Source organism: Wolbachia endosymbiont of Nasonia giraulti (assembly GCF_048054155.1).
Classification (GTDB): Bacteria; Pseudomonadota; Alphaproteobacteria; order Rickettsiales; family Anaplasmataceae; genus Wolbachia; species Wolbachia pipientis_C.
This window is the reverse complement of record NZ_JAFEVH010000016.1, coordinates 12,277-27,760: the sequence shown is the minus strand read 5'-3', so window position 1 is coordinate 27,760 and position 15,484 is coordinate 12,277. Positions and strand designations below refer to the sequence as shown.

Sequence of the window (15,484 nt, the reverse complement as noted above, 5' to 3'; positions counted from 1 at the left end):
TAGATGACAGGATATTTGTTTCTAATTCTTTATAATCTACCAAACCAGTAGTTCTATTTGCTTGACTCATATCAAACCTCCATTTTTTATATCAATTTATTACTTTTTTTTCGGTTTGATACACTTTTTTGAACGTTCCCCCGAAAAGCCAAGCAGCATTGTAAATCCCGATAGTGTTCACGCTCATGGAAGAGAGCAAGTTGTGTAGTGCATTTATTGTTCTTGGATTAATTGATAGCTATTCTCCATACTCAAATCTCTGGCTAAAAATAGCGAGCCACAGATTAGTATGGTTTTGACGTTTTGTATAGAAGCTTTTAGTATGTGATTTGATATAGCATCTCTGATTGATTCACATTCGATAGCATTGATTCCTATATTATGAGCTCCTTCTCTAATTAAATCTGTACTTGTTGCTTTAGGTTCAGATTTAACACAAATCGCGCATAGTAGTTTGATATATGGCTTTAAGTGCTCTAAGAACTCTGCGACGTTTCTGTTACGAGTAACACCAAAGATCATATAGATACCTTCAGCAAAATTGTCTCTTACCCACTTAGCTAACACTCTGGCACCATCATTGTTGTGCGCGCCATCTAGAAATAATTGCCAATCTTTTGGTAATAAAGAAATTAAATTACCTTCTTTTATAGACTCTAGCCGCGCAGGCCAATAAGTGCGCTGTAAACCTGAAGCAATGTCCTCTTCTCCAATATTAAATCCATACTTCCCACTTAAAATGCTACATGCTGCAATTGCGTTTCCTGCATTGATTATTTGATGATCTCCTTTTAAAGATGGCAAAGAAAATTCTATTGATTGAATAGTCGATTGAAAGACTATTCTGTTATTCTGTTTTTCGCAATTCCACTCAAATCCTCCTCTATATAAGGGAGATTTTTTGTTTATTGCGTGTTGTTCTAGCGTGTTCATTATAGATTTTTCTTGTGGTGCTATTACGCAAGGAACATTAGGTTTCATTATTCCAGCCTTTTCACCCGCTATGGTTTCTACGGTAGGACCAAGATATTCTGTATGGTCAAGTGCAATGGAAGTGATGATCGTTAGAATCGGATTATCTATAACATTTGTTGCATCAAGCCTTCCACCCAGACCCACTTCAACTAAAGTAATATCAGCTTTATGACGAGAAAAAGCTAAGAAGGCTGCAGTCGTTGCGGCTTCAAATAGAGTGATGGGTTGTTCTGCGACTGCTATACGGCATTCTTCCAGTGAGTTATGTAATTCACTATCATCGATATCATTGCCTGCAACAACTATTCTCTCATTAAAATTCACTAAATGTGGAGAAGTGTACGTATGAACTTTATACCCTGCTGCTTGCATTATATATCTTATAAAGGATAGTGTTGATCCTTTGCCATTAGTGCCAGCTATGTGAATTATTGGCGGTATTTTTTTCTCGGGATTACCCAGTTTATTTAGAAAACTTTTTATGCGATCAAGAGAAAAATCCTTTGGCCTACTGCCAATCGGCTTAGGCCAATGAGGCATGTATATCATAAATTATTGTTACGTTTTAATTCATCTATTACACTTGCCATGCCATTCGTGTCGATCTTTTCACTAAATTGAGAACGTTGATTAATAGAAATACTTATTCCACTCATTACAACATCGTTTATTAAGAAAGAACTGTCACTTTTAGTAACTTTAAAGTCAATATTTGTAAATTCCTCATCACCATAAGAAAATCTTGTTCCTATCAGACAAGTTTCATCGTTAACTGCTTTTGTACTCATTATGATCATTTCACTATTATTTATGTATTTATACAAAATTTTAGCGCACAAGCGCGCGAGATATACTTCATATTCTTTTAGAAACTCTTCTTTTTCTTTCTGAGTAGATAAATTCCAATATTTCCCTATGACAAATCGAGATATTCCTTTGAGGTTAACATTATTCTGAATAATCTTCTGAAGCTTTTCGTGTATATGTTCTGAATTTTTTCTATTCCCTTTCATAGACGTATTATCTACTTGCTGCTTCATGGCAAGCACAAAAGTTTTGTGACCTATACAACTCGCATAAGCACTTGAGGATATTAAAATAAAAATGGTTAAGGGCTTAATAACATTCATAAGATATATTTATTAGCTATGATACTTAAAATGCAAAATTTAACAAAGGCAAAATAATGATCGCTAGTTTTAATATATCTATAGACATACTCTATATAAATAATCTATAATTAATTTAGGGGTCTGTGCTATACGTTATGAGTTAAGTTAAATTTCCCGAGCGATAATCTCTGATCAAGGGGGTTGCCTCTGTTAATTTCATTGAAATTAGTATGTGATACCCACCTTAACTTTAGGTCTCAGGAATCTACTAAGACTGACGGTAGATATGGATCCCATTTTTATTATTCAGTTTTATGCTTCACCAATATAAAGAAAAAGGTATTTTTTTCTGTTCATCTCATAGGGTGTTTCAAGTTGTAATTGACGTTGAGAAGTATCCTGATTTTGTTCCTTGGTGCAAAGCTGTTTATATAAAAGAAAAAACTGATAGCCAAATGATTGTGGACCTCCTTGCAGCTTTTCATGGCATTAAAGGAAGTTATACATCAGAAGTGACCTTTCTTTCTCCAAATGGAATAAATGAAAGCTGGATAAAAGCTGTGTCATCAAATGGAATATTTAAACATTTATACAATGAATGGAAATTCACTCCTATGAGCAAAAATAAAACTATGGTAGAGTTCTATATAGAGTTTGAGTTTAAATCCAATTTGTTTTCTACTTTATTAAACTCGGTGTATAAATATGCACAAAATAAAATAATTACTGCATTTAAAGACAGAGTAGAAAGTCTTGCTAAGCAAAAGTTATCTTGACATTATTTATATAAATGCATAAATTTTTTAATAAGTTCAGTATTTCCATTGTAATGATTTTTAGATTATTGTTCTTGCTTATTTTTATGAGTGTTAGTTCTTATGCAGCTATTGAACAAAACTTACCCAACACTCAAAAAACTGATGAAATAACACCAAAAGAACTACTGTTGCTATTGCCTGATGATAAATTATTAGGAGATCGAAAAGCACCAATTTTAATGATAGAATACGCCTCGCTCACTTGTTATCACTGTTCTCTTTTTCATAAGAAAGTTTTTCCTAAAATCAAAGAGAAGTACATAGATACAGGTAAGATGTTATACATATTCCGTCATTTTCCTCTAGATTACAGAGGATTAAAAGCTGCAATGCTAAGTTATTGCTATGAAAAAGAAGAAGACTATTTTAATTTTAACAAAGCTGTGTTTAATGCAATAGACTCGTGGAACTACTCTAATTTTAGTGATTTAACTATACTACAAAAAATTGCTGCACTAAGCAATTTGAAGCAAGATGTATTTAACCAATGCATTAATGATAAAAAGATGATGGACAAAATTATAAATGATAAATCACTTGCAATTAATAAACTTGATATCACAGCTACTCCTGTATTCATCATCAAGCTTAACGATGACAAATCATATGTAGAGAATGGTAAAATCAAACATGAAGGATATAGAGAGCTGGAATACTTCACTAATGTAATAGATGAGTTATATGGAAAAGCTATAGTGAAGTAATAACACTGTAGCTTACCATATAAAAGCCCTATGCTGAATCATTATTTTTTGATACTGTTTGTTGCTTTTTACGCTCAAACTCTCTTTTTTTACTGTGCCAAGCATAATAATACATAGCGATTTTATTCTCTATTAATACTATCGTTCCATCATAAAATTGGACCATATCCATAACTTTTTTCTGAGCTTCGTTAAAGCGTTCTTTGTACTTCTCGCGATAAGCTGGATTGTGCAGTAATTTCACTCCTTCATTATTATTAGACTTCTTGCTTAACGTTTCAACTTCGTTAGCAATGTTATAAGACATATAACCCCCTCTAATTGATTATAAAATTACATTTTAAGAGAGATGTAAATAAACGATCCCTCAATTCTAGTATAACAATTGGTTATTATACTAGTTAACTATAGTAAAATATATAATAATCTTTGTCACTTAAAATTTTACTTTATAAAATAACAACTTAAAATAAAAAATTTTATTATTCTTAACCCTATTGTTATATTTATAAATCTTATATAGATTAAACCTCCTTAGTTTATATTATAAAACTTAGTGCGTCATAACTTTAGCAGAAAATCGTTGTACATAAGAAGCTTATTTGCAAAAGAGTATAAAAAAGTAGAAGAACATTGTACTCTTAATAAGAAACAACGTATTCAAATCACTCCTGAAGAAGGAAAATTATTAAATTTATTTACAAAATCCATAAAGTTAAAAGCATAGTTGAAATTGGCACGTTATATGGTTATTCGTCAATTTGTATGGTAAAAGCTTTACCGAAAGATGGTCATATATATACAATAGAAAATAATCCTCAACACTCAAGAATAGCAAAAAAAAATTTTAGTGCTTTTAATCTAAGTGATAAAATTACCCTAATAGAAGGTGATGCACTGGAAAAAATTAATGAATTATCAGCAAAGGCACCATTTGACATGATATTCATCGATGCTGATAAAAGTAGTTATCCTAAGTATTTAGATTGGGCAGAGTCATACATTAAACAAGATGGGCTAATCGTTGCAGATAACACTCTATTATTTGATACAGTATTTTTAGAATCTCCTCCAAAAGAAGTATCAGAAAAGTCATGGCATGCTATGAGAGAGTTTAATGATAGATTGTCAGATGAAAAAAAATATTTCTCCATATTGATTCCTACTGACGAAGGAATGACTGTAGCTTTAAAACTAACGCAAGTTAAAAATCAAGGTCAGCGTAATGTCTAGGGGGAGTTAAGCCAAAAACTCTCTCTAATAATATTTCGCGAAAACAAGGCCTTGATTTAACAATGGAGTACCATTCTTTTAAAATCTTACTTTTTTCCCATGGGAAACTATTTACGTAGTCTATTATAGAAATATGTGATGCTAAAGTAATATCGGCTAAAGTGAACTTATCGGTTGCAAGCCAAACGTTCTTGTTAATTAAGTGTTCGATGTATTCCATATGGCAAGGCAGGTTATGCTGAGCTGCATGAAGAAATCTAGAGTCAGGGCTGCGGTTAGTAATTACTTTTTCATTCATAATATACTTAGTAACTTCATTGTAAAATTTGCTATCGAACCAATTGATTAAAGCGCGTATTTTAGACTTAATAATAGTGGATGAACCAAGTAATTTGACGTCGCTATTGTAAGTCTCTTCTATATATTCACAAATGGCATTACTATCCGCTATTACAAAGTTATTATCTATTAATACTGGTACTTGTCCGATTGGATTGATCTCCATGAATTCATTCCGCTTTTCCCATGGATTTTCATATACCAAATCACAACTCAGCTTTTTTTCCTTGAGAAAAGCTCTAACTTTTCGTGAAAACGGACAAAGAGGAAAATGATATAAAATCATAATATTCCTCTTTTGTTATTCCAATACCTATATGTTGTCATTCCAGTACGTGACATTGGAATCCAGCTTATTTCATTATGGACATTACTTTTAACATATATTCCTAGAATCCATTGTCCATTGTGTAATTTCCAAATATTTTTATACTTGGATCCCAGTACAACTGTACGAACATTGTAGTTTGAGAGCAATCCCCACCGGAAGGGTGTCATTTCAGTGATTGACACTGGAATCCAGTTCTTATTATACAACAGCCTAATGTATTCATTTAAAATTAAGTTTTCTGGATCCCAGTGTCTGGGCACTGGGATGACAGAAGAAGAGTATTTTAGGTAACAGCTGTTTACTCCAAAGTAATGTTGCAAAAGGTCTAACATATAAATTATAAGGCTAATATAGAATATACCTTGCTAAAAAAAAAAAAAAGTATAACCTTTTATAAGGTATGCAGGCAAAAATTCTGTAACTTGGTCAGGTCAGAAATGAAGCAACCATATCAGAATCTTTTTGGGTTGCATACCTATTTGTACTATTTGTTTTATTCTAGGCTATGAACATAGCATTAAAATATCGTCCTAGTAGCTTTAAAGATTTAGTAGGTCAAGATATATTGGTGCGTATACTAGAAAATGCTTTTACTCTCAACAAAATTCCACAATCTATACTGCTTTCTGGTAGCAGTGGAATTGGTAAAACCACCACTGCAAGAATAATAGCTTTATGTTTGAACTGCTCATTGGGGCCAACTTTTGAACCTTGTGGATCATGTACAAGTTGTCTGGCAATAAAAAATTCAAGCCATCCAGATGTAGTTGAAATCGATGCGGCAAGTCACACTAGTGTTGAGGATGTTAGAGCGATCTTGGGAGATATTTGCTATTTACCAATAAGTTCTAAATTTAAAGTTTATATTATAGATGAAGTACACATGTTATCCAGTAATGCATTTAATGCATTACTTAAAACTCTAGAAGAACCACCATCTAGCGTAAAGTTTATTCTGGCAACTACAGAAATAAAAAAGATACCAATAACTATTATTGCACGTTGTCAAAGGTTTGACTTACATAACATTCCTTCAGCTAAGATAATGGAGCGTTTAAATGATATTGCACAAAAAGAAAATTATTTTATTGAAAAAGAAGCGTCGGGATTAATTGCTCACCACTGCAATCATTCAATGCGTAACGCTTTATTTTTGATGAATCAAGCAGTGCTATATAGCAAAGATGGTACAATATCCACTCAAAGTGTTAAAGACATACTTGGTCTAGTAGATAGAAACGTTATATTTGATCTACTGGAAGCAGTATTAGATAGTGATTTACAGAAGGCTTTGTTAGTATTCGACAATGTGGTAAAAACAGCAAATCCGCTCAATATTTTTGAAGATCTGCTGCAAACAATCCAGTTAATATGCCGTTTTTTAATTACAAAAGAGATTGATACAGAATATGAGAAGAGCAGAGTAAAAGATTTGAGTGCAAAAAAGTCTTTAATATTTTTTTCGAGATTGTGGAAGGTGCTGCTTAAGGGTATTCAAGATATAAAGGTTTCAACATGCAACGATGTTGCTGCTGAAATGATGCTAATTAGTCTTTGCTATCTCTCTGATCTACCTTCTCCGGAACAGGTGATCAAGAAAATTCTTTCACAGAATGTAGAGCAAGGAAATAGACAGGGCAGACCTGTTGCACCTTCCCCCTCTGTCATCCAAGTAGCTGACTACTCGGATCCAAAAAAATATGTGGAAAAACCCCACTCTGTCATCCCAGTGTGTGACACTGGGATCCATGTGAAAAATAAACAACAAAATTACGATTTTGATAAGATTTTGCAACTATTAAGGCGGAGTAACCAAATTTATCTTTACAAACAACTGTGTAGTAATCTACAATTAACAGATTGTAAATTTGGGTATTTAAAATTAAAAGCTGTATCTAACTTGAACAGTAATTTTTGTAATGACTTGAAAAGTTACTTAAATCAAGCTACTAATCAGGAGTGGGTTATTATAGTTGATACGAGTTATATGAATAGGGAAGTGAGTAATTTAAATTATGCACCTGCAGTTAAGGATATATTAAATACGTTTAAAGGTGCAAAGGTAGTTAATATAGAAAATAAGGAGTAGGTTGTGGATTTCAGTCAAATAATGAAGCAAGCGCAAGAAATGCAAAAAAAGCTTGCGGAAGCTCAAGAAAAGTATATAGGAAAAGAGTTTCAAGGTATTTCTGGTGGTGGTAAAGTTTCTGTATTAGTGGAAGTGATAAAAATAGGTAGCTATAAAGCTAAAAAGGTAAATATAGACTTAGAACTTATGAGAAATGAAGAAAAAGATATAGTAGAAGATTTAGTGACAGCAGCATTCAATGATGCCATCAAAAAAGCAGAAGAAGATATGGCAAATGCAACTTCTGATCTTGCAGGTATGATGGGTTTACCGCCTGGACTTAGACTTCCTTTTTAAATTTATTACTGAAGTTTACCTTAATGCAGTAACTAAGTGTTTTCTTTTTATACTAGTACTTCCATGAAGTACATTCATATTACTGCATGAATATGAAGCAATTCACAATGATGAATGCAGATCAGAAGATAAAAAGACATCAGTGAAATAGGTGTCAGAAGATCAAGAGTAAAAAAAGTAGAGTAACTCTATTTATTAATTAATAAAATCTTTGTATTTTCCTAAAAGTTAGTTAAGATACAGAAGGTTTTGTGTTATTAAGTTAGCACTTGACTTAACTTTAGTTATTATTTAGACTGCTAAAGTGGAATTTTAATTTTTTTAACGAGGGCAATTATGCATTATAAAAAGTTTTTTTCGGCAGCTGCTTTAGTGACGTTGCTAAGCCTATCAAACTCTGCTTTTTCATCAGACCCTATTGGTCCAATAAGTGATGAAGAAACTAGCTACTATGTTCGTTTGCAATATAATGGTGAAGTTTTACCTTTTAAAACAAAGATTGATGGTATTACACATACATCAGGTCAAAGTCCCTTAAAAGCATCTTTTACAGCTGGTGGTGGTGCATTTGGTTATAAAATGGACGACATTAGAGTTGATGTTGAAGGGCTTTACTCACAATTGGCTAAAGATGCAACTGTAGTATCTGATAACAAGGCTGCAGATAGTGTAACAGCATTTTCAGGATTGGTTAACGTTTATTACGATATAGCGATTGAAGATATGCCTATCACTCCATACGTTGGTGTTGGTGTTGGTGCAGCATATATCAGCAATCCTTCAAAAGCTGATGCAGTTAAAGAGCAAAAAGGATTTGGTTTTGCTTATCAAGCAAAAGCTGGTGTTAGTTATGATGTAACTCCAGAAATCAAACTCTTTGCTGGTGCTCGTTATTTTGGTTCTTATGGTGCTAGTTTTAATAAAGAAACAGTATCAGCTACTAAAGAGATCAACGTCCTTTACAGCGCTGTTGGTGCAGAAGCTGGAGTAGCATTTAATTTCTAGTCTATCTTTGTCTTATTATCCCAGTGGGTTTTTTCTTGTCATCCAAGTAGCATTACACTGGGATCTAGAAAAAAGAAATGTGAATTCCAGTGTTTAAACACTGGAATAACACACTGTTTACTTTAAATTATATAGCCTATCATTACACATTAGTAATTTTAATTCTACATTCAGGTAGTTCTTGTTGAAGTTTAATGTTGCTAAGATCTTAATTAGATATAAAGTTATGCTTTTTTTAATTAAAGCTTGAATTTTTCACTGAAAATCAATATATCATATACATGGAGTTTTAATTTAAGTTATTATGTTGACCCCAGTAGCGAATTTATCTGTTAATAGTAGCACTAATCTCGTGCAATATATTGCTGAAGTGCGAAAATTTCCTATGCTTTCACAAGAAGAGGAAGTTCGATTAGCAAAAAATTGGCAAGAATACCAGGATATTTCTTCTGCTCACAGGTTGATTACTAGCCATTTGAATTTGGTAGTAAAAATTGCAATGAAATTTAAGAATTACGGTCTATTGTTGATGGACCTAGTCATGGAAGGAAATATGGGTTTAATGCATGCAATGAAAAAGTTCAATCCTAACTTGGGATTTCGTTTTTCAACTTATGCAGTATGGTGGATTGAAGCTTCAATGAAAGACTTTATATTAAAATCTTGGTCACTTGTAAAAATAGGTACAACGCAAGCACAAAGGAGATTGTTTTTTAGTTTACGTAAAATAAAAAAAAGAATTTTACAATACACAAACAGAGAAACTTTGAGTAAAGAAGAAATAAAAGCAATATCAAACGAGCTTTCTGTATCTGAAGAAGATGTTGTACAGATGAACTATCGTTTGGCTTGTAAGGATCAGTCGTTAAATAATTGTATAAAAATAGGTGATGACTCTAAAAAGGAGTTACAAGATATGATTCCGTGTAATTTAGTCAATCAAGAATTAGCTTACCAGAATCATGAAGGAAAGGCATTAAAAGAAACAATTTTAAGCAATGCGCTGGCAAGTCTTAATGAAAGATCAAGAGACATTTTCATTAGCAGATATTTGTCTGAGAATACTCAGACTTTGGATGAGCTTAGCAAAAAATATTGTGTTTCAAGAGAAAGAATAAGACAGCTGGCTGAGCAAGCGATGAGTAAGGTAAAACAATACATAAAATCAGAGAGTTTGAAACTTGGGTTACATGCGTAGTCTTTTCGTACTTCTAATATTTCTCTCAGCAGGTGCTCTTGCATCGGTTAATAACGTACAACTGAGCGAAAAATATAAAGATTGGTTTGTGTATACTGCACTGGAAGATGGTGAAAAAGTGTGTTATATTGTGTCATATCCTAAGAAAAAAAGTGAACATTATACAGCCAATCGCAAGCCGTATGTAATGGTCAGTTACGTTGATAAAAAAGCAGATGAGGTGAGCGTCACTTCTGGCTTTCAGTATAATAATGAGCCTGTAGTTCTCAATATCGATAAAAAAATTAAATATCAATTGCCAATAATACAGGGAAGTCTTGCGTGGACAGATGATACAAAAATGGACCAAGATTTGATTCTAAAAATGAAGCAGGGATTATCAATGGTAGTTAATGGAAAAGTAAAAACAGCAAATGTTGATGATACTTATTCCTTGCTTGGCTTTCAAAAAGCGTACCAAAAAATGCATGACTTATGCCATACAAAGTAAATTATTGATCACTAAAGTATAAGATAGGCTCTTTTGCCTCTCAGACAAAAATATGGATATCACTTTACATAGAATATGAATATCATTTAAAATATATTTTTGAGAATTAATATGTCAAAAATTGTAGATATAGGAATCAAAGAACAAGGTTCTGTGTGTGAACAAATGCGTTTTAGTGTAAGTCGTGCAAGCCTTTTAAATACGCTATCCAGGGTAAGTGGAGTGGTTGAAAGGCGCAACGCAATAGATGTTTTAGCGTGTATAAATATCAAAGCACAATATGGTAGCATAAAACTAAAGGCTACTGATCTTGATATTTCAATATTTGCCTCACTTACTGCAAATGTATCAGCAGAAGGAGAAGTGAAAATCTCAGCACATACTTTACATGACATAGTGAAGAAGTTGCCAACTGATTTGGATGTCAATTTCGAAATGAATAATCAAGGAAAATTATTGATATCCTGTGGAAATGCAAACTTTTCTTTACCGAACGTAGTTTCAAATAACTTCCCTGTTCTTGAAGAAGGTGATCATCAATACGATTTCACTCTACTAAGTGCAGATTTGGTAGACTTGTTGACTAAAACGAAGTTTGCTGTGTCGCTGGATGATACAAGGTATAATTTAAACGGGATATATCTGCATACAGATGAGCAATTTCTGTACTGCGTTGCAACTGATGGCCACCGTTTATCACGTATAAAAAGGCCTAAACCTGAAGATATCAACGGAGAATTTGGTGTGATCATTCCACGTAAAACTATCATGGAACTGTTGAAAGTATTGGGTGATTGTAATGAGATAAATATAAAACTTTCAGATAGAAAAATCAAATTTACATGTGGTGAGTATATTCTAATATCAAAATTGATAGATGGGACTTTTCCAGATTACAAAGCTGTCATTCCAACGTCTCAAGGTAAACAAATGATTGTTGAGAGTAGCAAACTTGCTAGTGTTATAGACCGAGTTTCCGTTGTTGTATCCGATAAAATAAAATCAATTAAATTTTCATTGCAAGAGAATTTATTAACTCTACATTCAAATTCCCAAGAGTGCAGTGATGCGACTGAGTCTATAGAGGTGGATTACGATGGAGCTCTTATGGAAGTAGGATTTAATTCTCGTTATTTGCTTGATGCTTTATCTTGTATAAAAAACAAATGTAAGGTCAGCCTATCAGATGGTAATAGCGCTACAATTATCACTGATGAAGATGATCCAAGTGCACTATATATAGTAATGCCAATGAGGACTTAAGCTAGTAATCTATCTTTACTAAGTATAAGCCGTGAGGCGGCGCAGTGACCCCAGCGGCGTTTCTTTTACATTGACTTAATATATTTAGCATTTCTTGTGGATTAGTTCTATTTTTTCCAAATTCAACTAAAGTACCAACAATAATTCTCACTTGGTTATGTAAAAAGGAAATCGCAGATATTTTGATGTATATGTGACTTCCATTTTGTACTATATCAATATCATCGATTGTTCTGACCGGATTTGTAGCTTGACAATCTTTTGAGCGGAAGCTTGAAAGATTATGTTTTCCAAGCAGGTGTCTAGCAGCTTCACGCATGATGTTTACGTCAAGTGGGTTAAATACTTGCCACACATAACCGATTTCCAGAGCTGCAGGAGCGTAGCGATTAATTATTCTATATTCATAACATCTTTTTTTTGCTGAGAAGCGTGCATGAAATGCATCATCTACAGCTTCTGCACCAAGCACAACTATAGGAATCGCTTTTAAGTGATAGTTTATTCCATTTCTTATTCTGTAAAGCTCAAATTGCCTTTCCATATTGAAATGAGCAACTTGCCCTAAAGCATGAACCCCTGCGTCAGTTCTGCCACCACAATGCAAAGAGACTCTCTCGCCACTGAAATTAAATATAGCGTTTTCTATGGTTTCCTGAATTGAGTTAGCAGAGTGTTGTTGCTTTTGCCAGCCAGAGAAACCACTGCCATTGTATTCTATCGTTATTTTGTATCGCACTACAAAGTCTATCTATCTAATTTAGGTAACTAACGTTCTTCGTTATTAAAAAACCCTTGGCAGATTGGTTGCGTTCAATTACCATGGAGACTATACAAGTTAATAAATGATCCATGGCACATAATCCAGAAGAAAGAAATAATGATAAGCAAAAAGCACTAGATAATGCAATAAGTCAAATTGAAAAAGCATTCGGTAAAGGTGCAATAATGAAGCTAAAGCAAAACCCTGTAGAAAAAATAGACACGATATCTACAGGGTCGATTGCACTTGATTCAGCTCTGGGTGTTGGGGGATTGCCAAAAGGACGTATAATTGAGATATTTGGCCCTGAGAGTTCTGGTAAAACTACCCTTGCTTTGCATGTAATTGCTGAAGCACAGAAAAAAGGAGGTTTATGTGCATTTATCGATGCGGAGCACGCACTGGATGTTATATATGCTCGTAAACTTGGAGTAAACACCGATGATTTAGTGATTTCACAACCAGACACTGGAGAACAAGCGTTGCATATTGTTGAGTATTTAGTATGTTCTGGTGCAGTTGATGTAATAGTTATTGACTCTGTTGCAGCACTAACTCCAAGAGCTGAAATTGAAGGAGATATGGGCGATCAGCACATGGGACTACAAGCAAGACTTCTAAGTCATGGGCTACGAAAGCTCACCTCTGCAGTTTCAAAAGCAAACTGTATATTGATATTTATTAACCAAATTCGTATGAAAATAGGAGTAGTATATGGAAATCCTGAAACTACCACCGGTGGGAATGCGTTAAAATTCTATACTTCTATAAGACTTGATATAAGAAAAATTGGTGCAATAAAGGATAAAGAGAATATTACGGGTAATGAAACGAGAGTTAAAGTTGTAAAAAATAAAGTCGCTCCTCCATTTAGAGAGGCAAAATTTGATATAATGTATAATGAAGGCATATCAAAACTTGGGGAAATAATAGATATAGGAGCAAAACTTGGTGTCCTTGAAAAGGCAGGCGCTTATTATTCATATAACAATACGCGTCTTGGCCAAGGAAGAGAAAATGTAAAAAGTTACCTCAAGGCAAACAAAGAAATTGCAAATGAAATAGAAACAAAAATCAGAGATTTATTTAAAAATAATGATAATTCTATTGTAATAGAAGAGGAACGCGAACAACTTCTAGAAGAATCAGTATTCTAATCTAGATTAGGGTGAAGTTTTAGTATCCATTCAGATGCATGGCTAATGTGCAAATGTTGAAATCAGTGCTTCTTTTCTTGTCGCCTAAGTAGCCCTTTTGGTGTCATCCCAGTGCTTGACACTGGGATCTAAGAAAATTCACAGGCAAACTAATTCGGTAAGCTTATGCTAAATTAATGAGCTTAAATGAAAAATTGGATCCCAGTGTCAAGCACTGGGATGACACCATTTGTTAAGCAAATTGTCACAATGTTCGTATAGCTGTGTGTTTGCACACTGACTATTTGTTCCTATATTTTTGTCTATCTTATTTTGCTACCCTGCTGAACGGATACAAGTTTTATATTGAATAGGATGTCCTGTTCAATTGCTATATTTCACACTCTCCCAACTGAGTTGATAAAAGCTGTGTTTATCTCCTTGTAGCATCAGGTGTATATTTTTTGCTATTTTTTCCACTAAGAGGATAACGTTATCAAAATTTTCAAATTTTGATAACACATAGTCTGCTAAGCTTTTTTGGTCTTCAGGCCTACCTACTCCAAATCTCAGACGCCAATAATCATTACCAATAAGGCTATCTATAGACTTAAGTCCATTATGTCCGGCTGAGCTACCGCCCTTTTTTACTTTTATTCTTCCAAATTTCAAGTCAGCATCATCATGTATGACAACAATATTGTCTAGCGATAATTTGTAAAAATTTTTTATTTTTGCAATAGGAATACCTGAATTATTCATAAATGAATAAGGTTTTATCAGCATAATTTTATTATTATTAATTATGCCAGAGGTTATCAAGTAATCAGCTTTATTAGAAAATGACTGAAAGTTCCAATATTTGTGAATTGCATCAATAACTATGAAGCCAATATTATGGTGAGTTAATTCATATTTACTACCAGGATTACCAAGCCCAGCTATTAAATGCACTACTCCTCTGTTTTTGTTTGAGGCTCTTCAACATCACTATCAGCAGCAGAAATTGTGACAATGGTAAAATTTTCTTCCTCATGAGCTACAAATTTAACACCTTCTGGCAATTTTACATCATTGATATGTATAGACTGACCAATCATTTTGCCAGACAAATCAATTTCTATGACTTGAGGTATTTTCTCAGGAGAGCATTTGACAGTAATAGAACGACACAAAACATTAAGCACTCCACCTAATTTGATTCCTGGTGATTTACCTTCATTGATGAATGATAAAGGTATATCTATTTTAATTTCACTACCTTTATCAACAAACTGAAAATCAACATGTTGCACAGTATCCTTTACTACATGCCATTGAATATCACGAACAAGAGCATATTCTTTTTTCCCTGAAATATCTAGTTCTATTAAATGTGCAGAAAGAGCACCTGATTTATATTGTTTAGTAAATTCCTTTGCAGACAATGTCAAATTTACGTTATCATGCCCTTTACCATATATAACTGCAGGTATACTTCCCTTCTCCCTCAGAGCCTGCATCGCTTTCTTTTTTTTTACATCACGTAACTCTGCATTAATTGTTACCATTTCTTGCTGTGCCATCGATTACTCCTATTCAGCTAATCCTTTTTATATAATTTAATAATATAACATAAAAATATTTATTTCAAACTTCATTCTTTCACACTAATTCTTTGTGGAAAAATTTATTTAGATATATACTTAAGAT

The 15,484-nt window shown here is 33.3% G+C and carries 15 protein-coding genes, 2 other RNA genes and 3 pseudogenes; 12 read left to right on the top strand and 8 right to left on the bottom strand.

Annotated features, from left to right (window positions below; translation table 11 throughout):
* Window positions 1-213 precede the first annotated feature (213 nt).
* Together JR312_RS03330 and JR312_RS03325 are read right to left on the bottom strand one after the other, a co-directional pair.
* A complete protein-coding gene (locus JR312_RS03330) occupies window positions 214-1,524 on the bottom strand; it encodes a bifunctional folylpolyglutamate synthase/dihydrofolate synthase (RefSeq protein ID WP_264330881.1) in 1,311 nt (436 codons plus the stop codon).
* Window positions 1,521-2,105, bottom strand: coding sequence for an MlaC/ttg2D family ABC transporter substrate-binding protein (locus JR312_RS03325; RefSeq protein WP_416647723.1), 585 nt, complete (start codon window positions 2,103-2,105; stop codon window positions 1,521-1,523). Before JR312_RS03325 ends, JR312_RS03330 begins: the two co-directional genes overlap by 4 nt.
* Before the next feature lie 117 nt (window positions 2,106-2,222).
* Between JR312_RS03325 and ssrS the strand changes: the two genes are divergently transcribed.
* From ssrS to JR312_RS03310, 3 genes are all read left to right on the top strand, one after another.
* A non-coding RNA gene (ssrS, locus tag JR312_RS03320) (6S RNA) lies at window positions 2,223-2,384 on the top strand.
* Between the two features lie 17 nt (window positions 2,385-2,401).
* Window positions 2,402-2,863: a type II toxin-antitoxin system RatA family toxin gene (locus tag JR312_RS03315; protein WP_416647722.1), complete on the top strand. Its 462-nt coding sequence runs from the start codon at window positions 2,402-2,404 to the stop codon at window positions 2,861-2,863.
* Window positions 2,864-2,916: 53 nt separating this feature from the next.
* On the top strand, window positions 2,917-3,609 hold the full coding sequence (locus JR312_RS03310) for a thioredoxin domain-containing protein (RefSeq protein ID WP_416647721.1): 693 nt from the start codon (window positions 2,917-2,919) through the stop codon (window positions 3,607-3,609).
* A gap of 28 nt (window positions 3,610-3,637) precedes the next feature.
* Here JR312_RS03310 and JR312_RS03305 read toward each other — a convergent pair whose 3' ends face one another.
* Entirely contained in the window at window positions 3,638-3,916 is a 279-nt protein-coding gene (locus JR312_RS03305; protein ID WP_007302334.1) for a DUF2671 domain-containing protein, read from the bottom strand.
* A gap of 249 nt (window positions 3,917-4,165) precedes the next feature.
* On the opposite strand from JR312_RS03305, the pseudogene JR312_RS03300 reads away from it, so the two are divergent.
* Window positions 4,166-4,842: pseudogene (locus JR312_RS03300) on the top strand (O-methyltransferase).
* Here the strand turns inward: JR312_RS03300 and JR312_RS03295 are convergent.
* Window positions 4,814-5,467, bottom strand: coding sequence for a glutathione S-transferase family protein (locus tag JR312_RS03295; RefSeq protein ID WP_416647720.1), 654 nt, complete (start codon window positions 5,465-5,467; stop codon window positions 4,814-4,816). The pseudogene JR312_RS03300 and the gene JR312_RS03295 overlap by 29 nt on opposite strands.
* Before the next feature lie 203 nt (window positions 5,468-5,670).
* Window positions 5,671-5,793: pseudogene (locus JR312_RS03290) on the bottom strand (WPE palindromic element domain-containing protein); the annotation flags it as partial.
* Between the two features lie 109 nt (window positions 5,794-5,902).
* Here JR312_RS03290 and ffs point away from each other — a divergent pair.
* From ffs to dnaN, 7 genes are all read left to right on the top strand, one after another.
* Window positions 5,903-6,001, top strand: an RNA gene (ffs, locus tag JR312_RS03285) — signal recognition particle sRNA small type.
* Between the two features lie 16 nt (window positions 6,002-6,017).
* Window positions 6,018-7,601, top strand: coding sequence for a DNA polymerase III subunit gamma/tau (dnaX, locus tag JR312_RS03280; protein ID WP_416647719.1), 1,584 nt, complete (start codon window positions 6,018-6,020; stop codon window positions 7,599-7,601).
* A gap of 21 nt (window positions 7,602-7,622) precedes the next feature.
* Window positions 7,623-7,937, top strand: coding sequence for a YbaB/EbfC family nucleoid-associated protein (locus JR312_RS03275; RefSeq protein WP_416647724.1), 315 nt, complete (start codon window positions 7,623-7,625; stop codon window positions 7,935-7,937).
* Window positions 7,938-8,273: 336 nt separating this feature from the next.
* Complete coding sequence (locus JR312_RS03270; RefSeq protein WP_416647718.1) at window positions 8,274-8,942, top strand: P44/Msp2 family outer membrane protein; 669 nt, start codon at window positions 8,274-8,276, stop codon at window positions 8,940-8,942.
* A 304-nt stretch (window positions 8,943-9,246) separates the two neighbouring features.
* The gene (locus JR312_RS03265; protein ID WP_416647717.1) at window positions 9,247-10,140 is read left to right on the top strand and encodes an RNA polymerase factor sigma-32; all 894 of its coding nucleotides are present in this window, start codon (window positions 9,247-9,249) and stop codon (window positions 10,138-10,140) included.
* Complete coding sequence (locus JR312_RS03260) at window positions 10,133-10,630, top strand: invasion associated locus B family protein (protein ID WP_416647716.1); 498 nt, start codon at window positions 10,133-10,135, stop codon at window positions 10,628-10,630. The genes JR312_RS03265 and JR312_RS03260 overlap by 8 nt, the downstream gene beginning before the upstream one ends.
* Window positions 10,631-10,741: 111 nt before the next feature.
* Window positions 10,742-11,893 carry a DNA polymerase III subunit beta gene (dnaN, locus tag JR312_RS03255; RefSeq protein ID WP_416647715.1) on the top strand — a complete coding sequence of 384 codons (1,152 nt, stop codon included), beginning with the start codon at window positions 10,742-10,744 and terminating at the stop codon, window positions 11,891-11,893.
* 1 nt (window position 11,894) lies between these two features.
* Here dnaN and truA read toward each other — a convergent pair whose 3' ends face one another.
* The gene (gene truA, locus JR312_RS03250; RefSeq protein WP_006013481.1) at window positions 11,895-12,632 is read right to left on the bottom strand and encodes a tRNA pseudouridine(38-40) synthase TruA; all 738 of its coding nucleotides are present in this window, start codon (window positions 12,630-12,632) and stop codon (window positions 11,895-11,897) included.
* Window positions 12,633-12,745: 113 nt separating this feature from the next.
* On the opposite strand from truA, the gene recA reads away from it, so the two are divergent.
* The gene (gene recA / locus JR312_RS03245) at window positions 12,746-13,813 is read left to right on the top strand and encodes a recombinase RecA (protein ID WP_006012936.1); all 1,068 of its coding nucleotides are present in this window, start codon (window positions 12,746-12,748) and stop codon (window positions 13,811-13,813) included.
* Window positions 13,814-14,190: 377 nt separating this feature from the next.
* Here recA and pth read toward each other — a convergent pair.
* Window positions 14,191-14,746, bottom strand: a pseudogene (gene pth / locus JR312_RS03240) (aminoacyl-tRNA hydrolase).
* On the bottom strand, window positions 14,746-15,357 hold the full coding sequence (locus tag JR312_RS03235) for a 50S ribosomal protein L25/general stress protein Ctc (protein ID WP_006013479.1): 612 nt from the start codon (window positions 15,355-15,357) through the stop codon (window positions 14,746-14,748). Before JR312_RS03235 ends, pth begins: the two are co-directional and overlap by 1 nt.
* Between the last annotated feature and the right edge of the window lie 127 nt (window positions 15,358-15,484).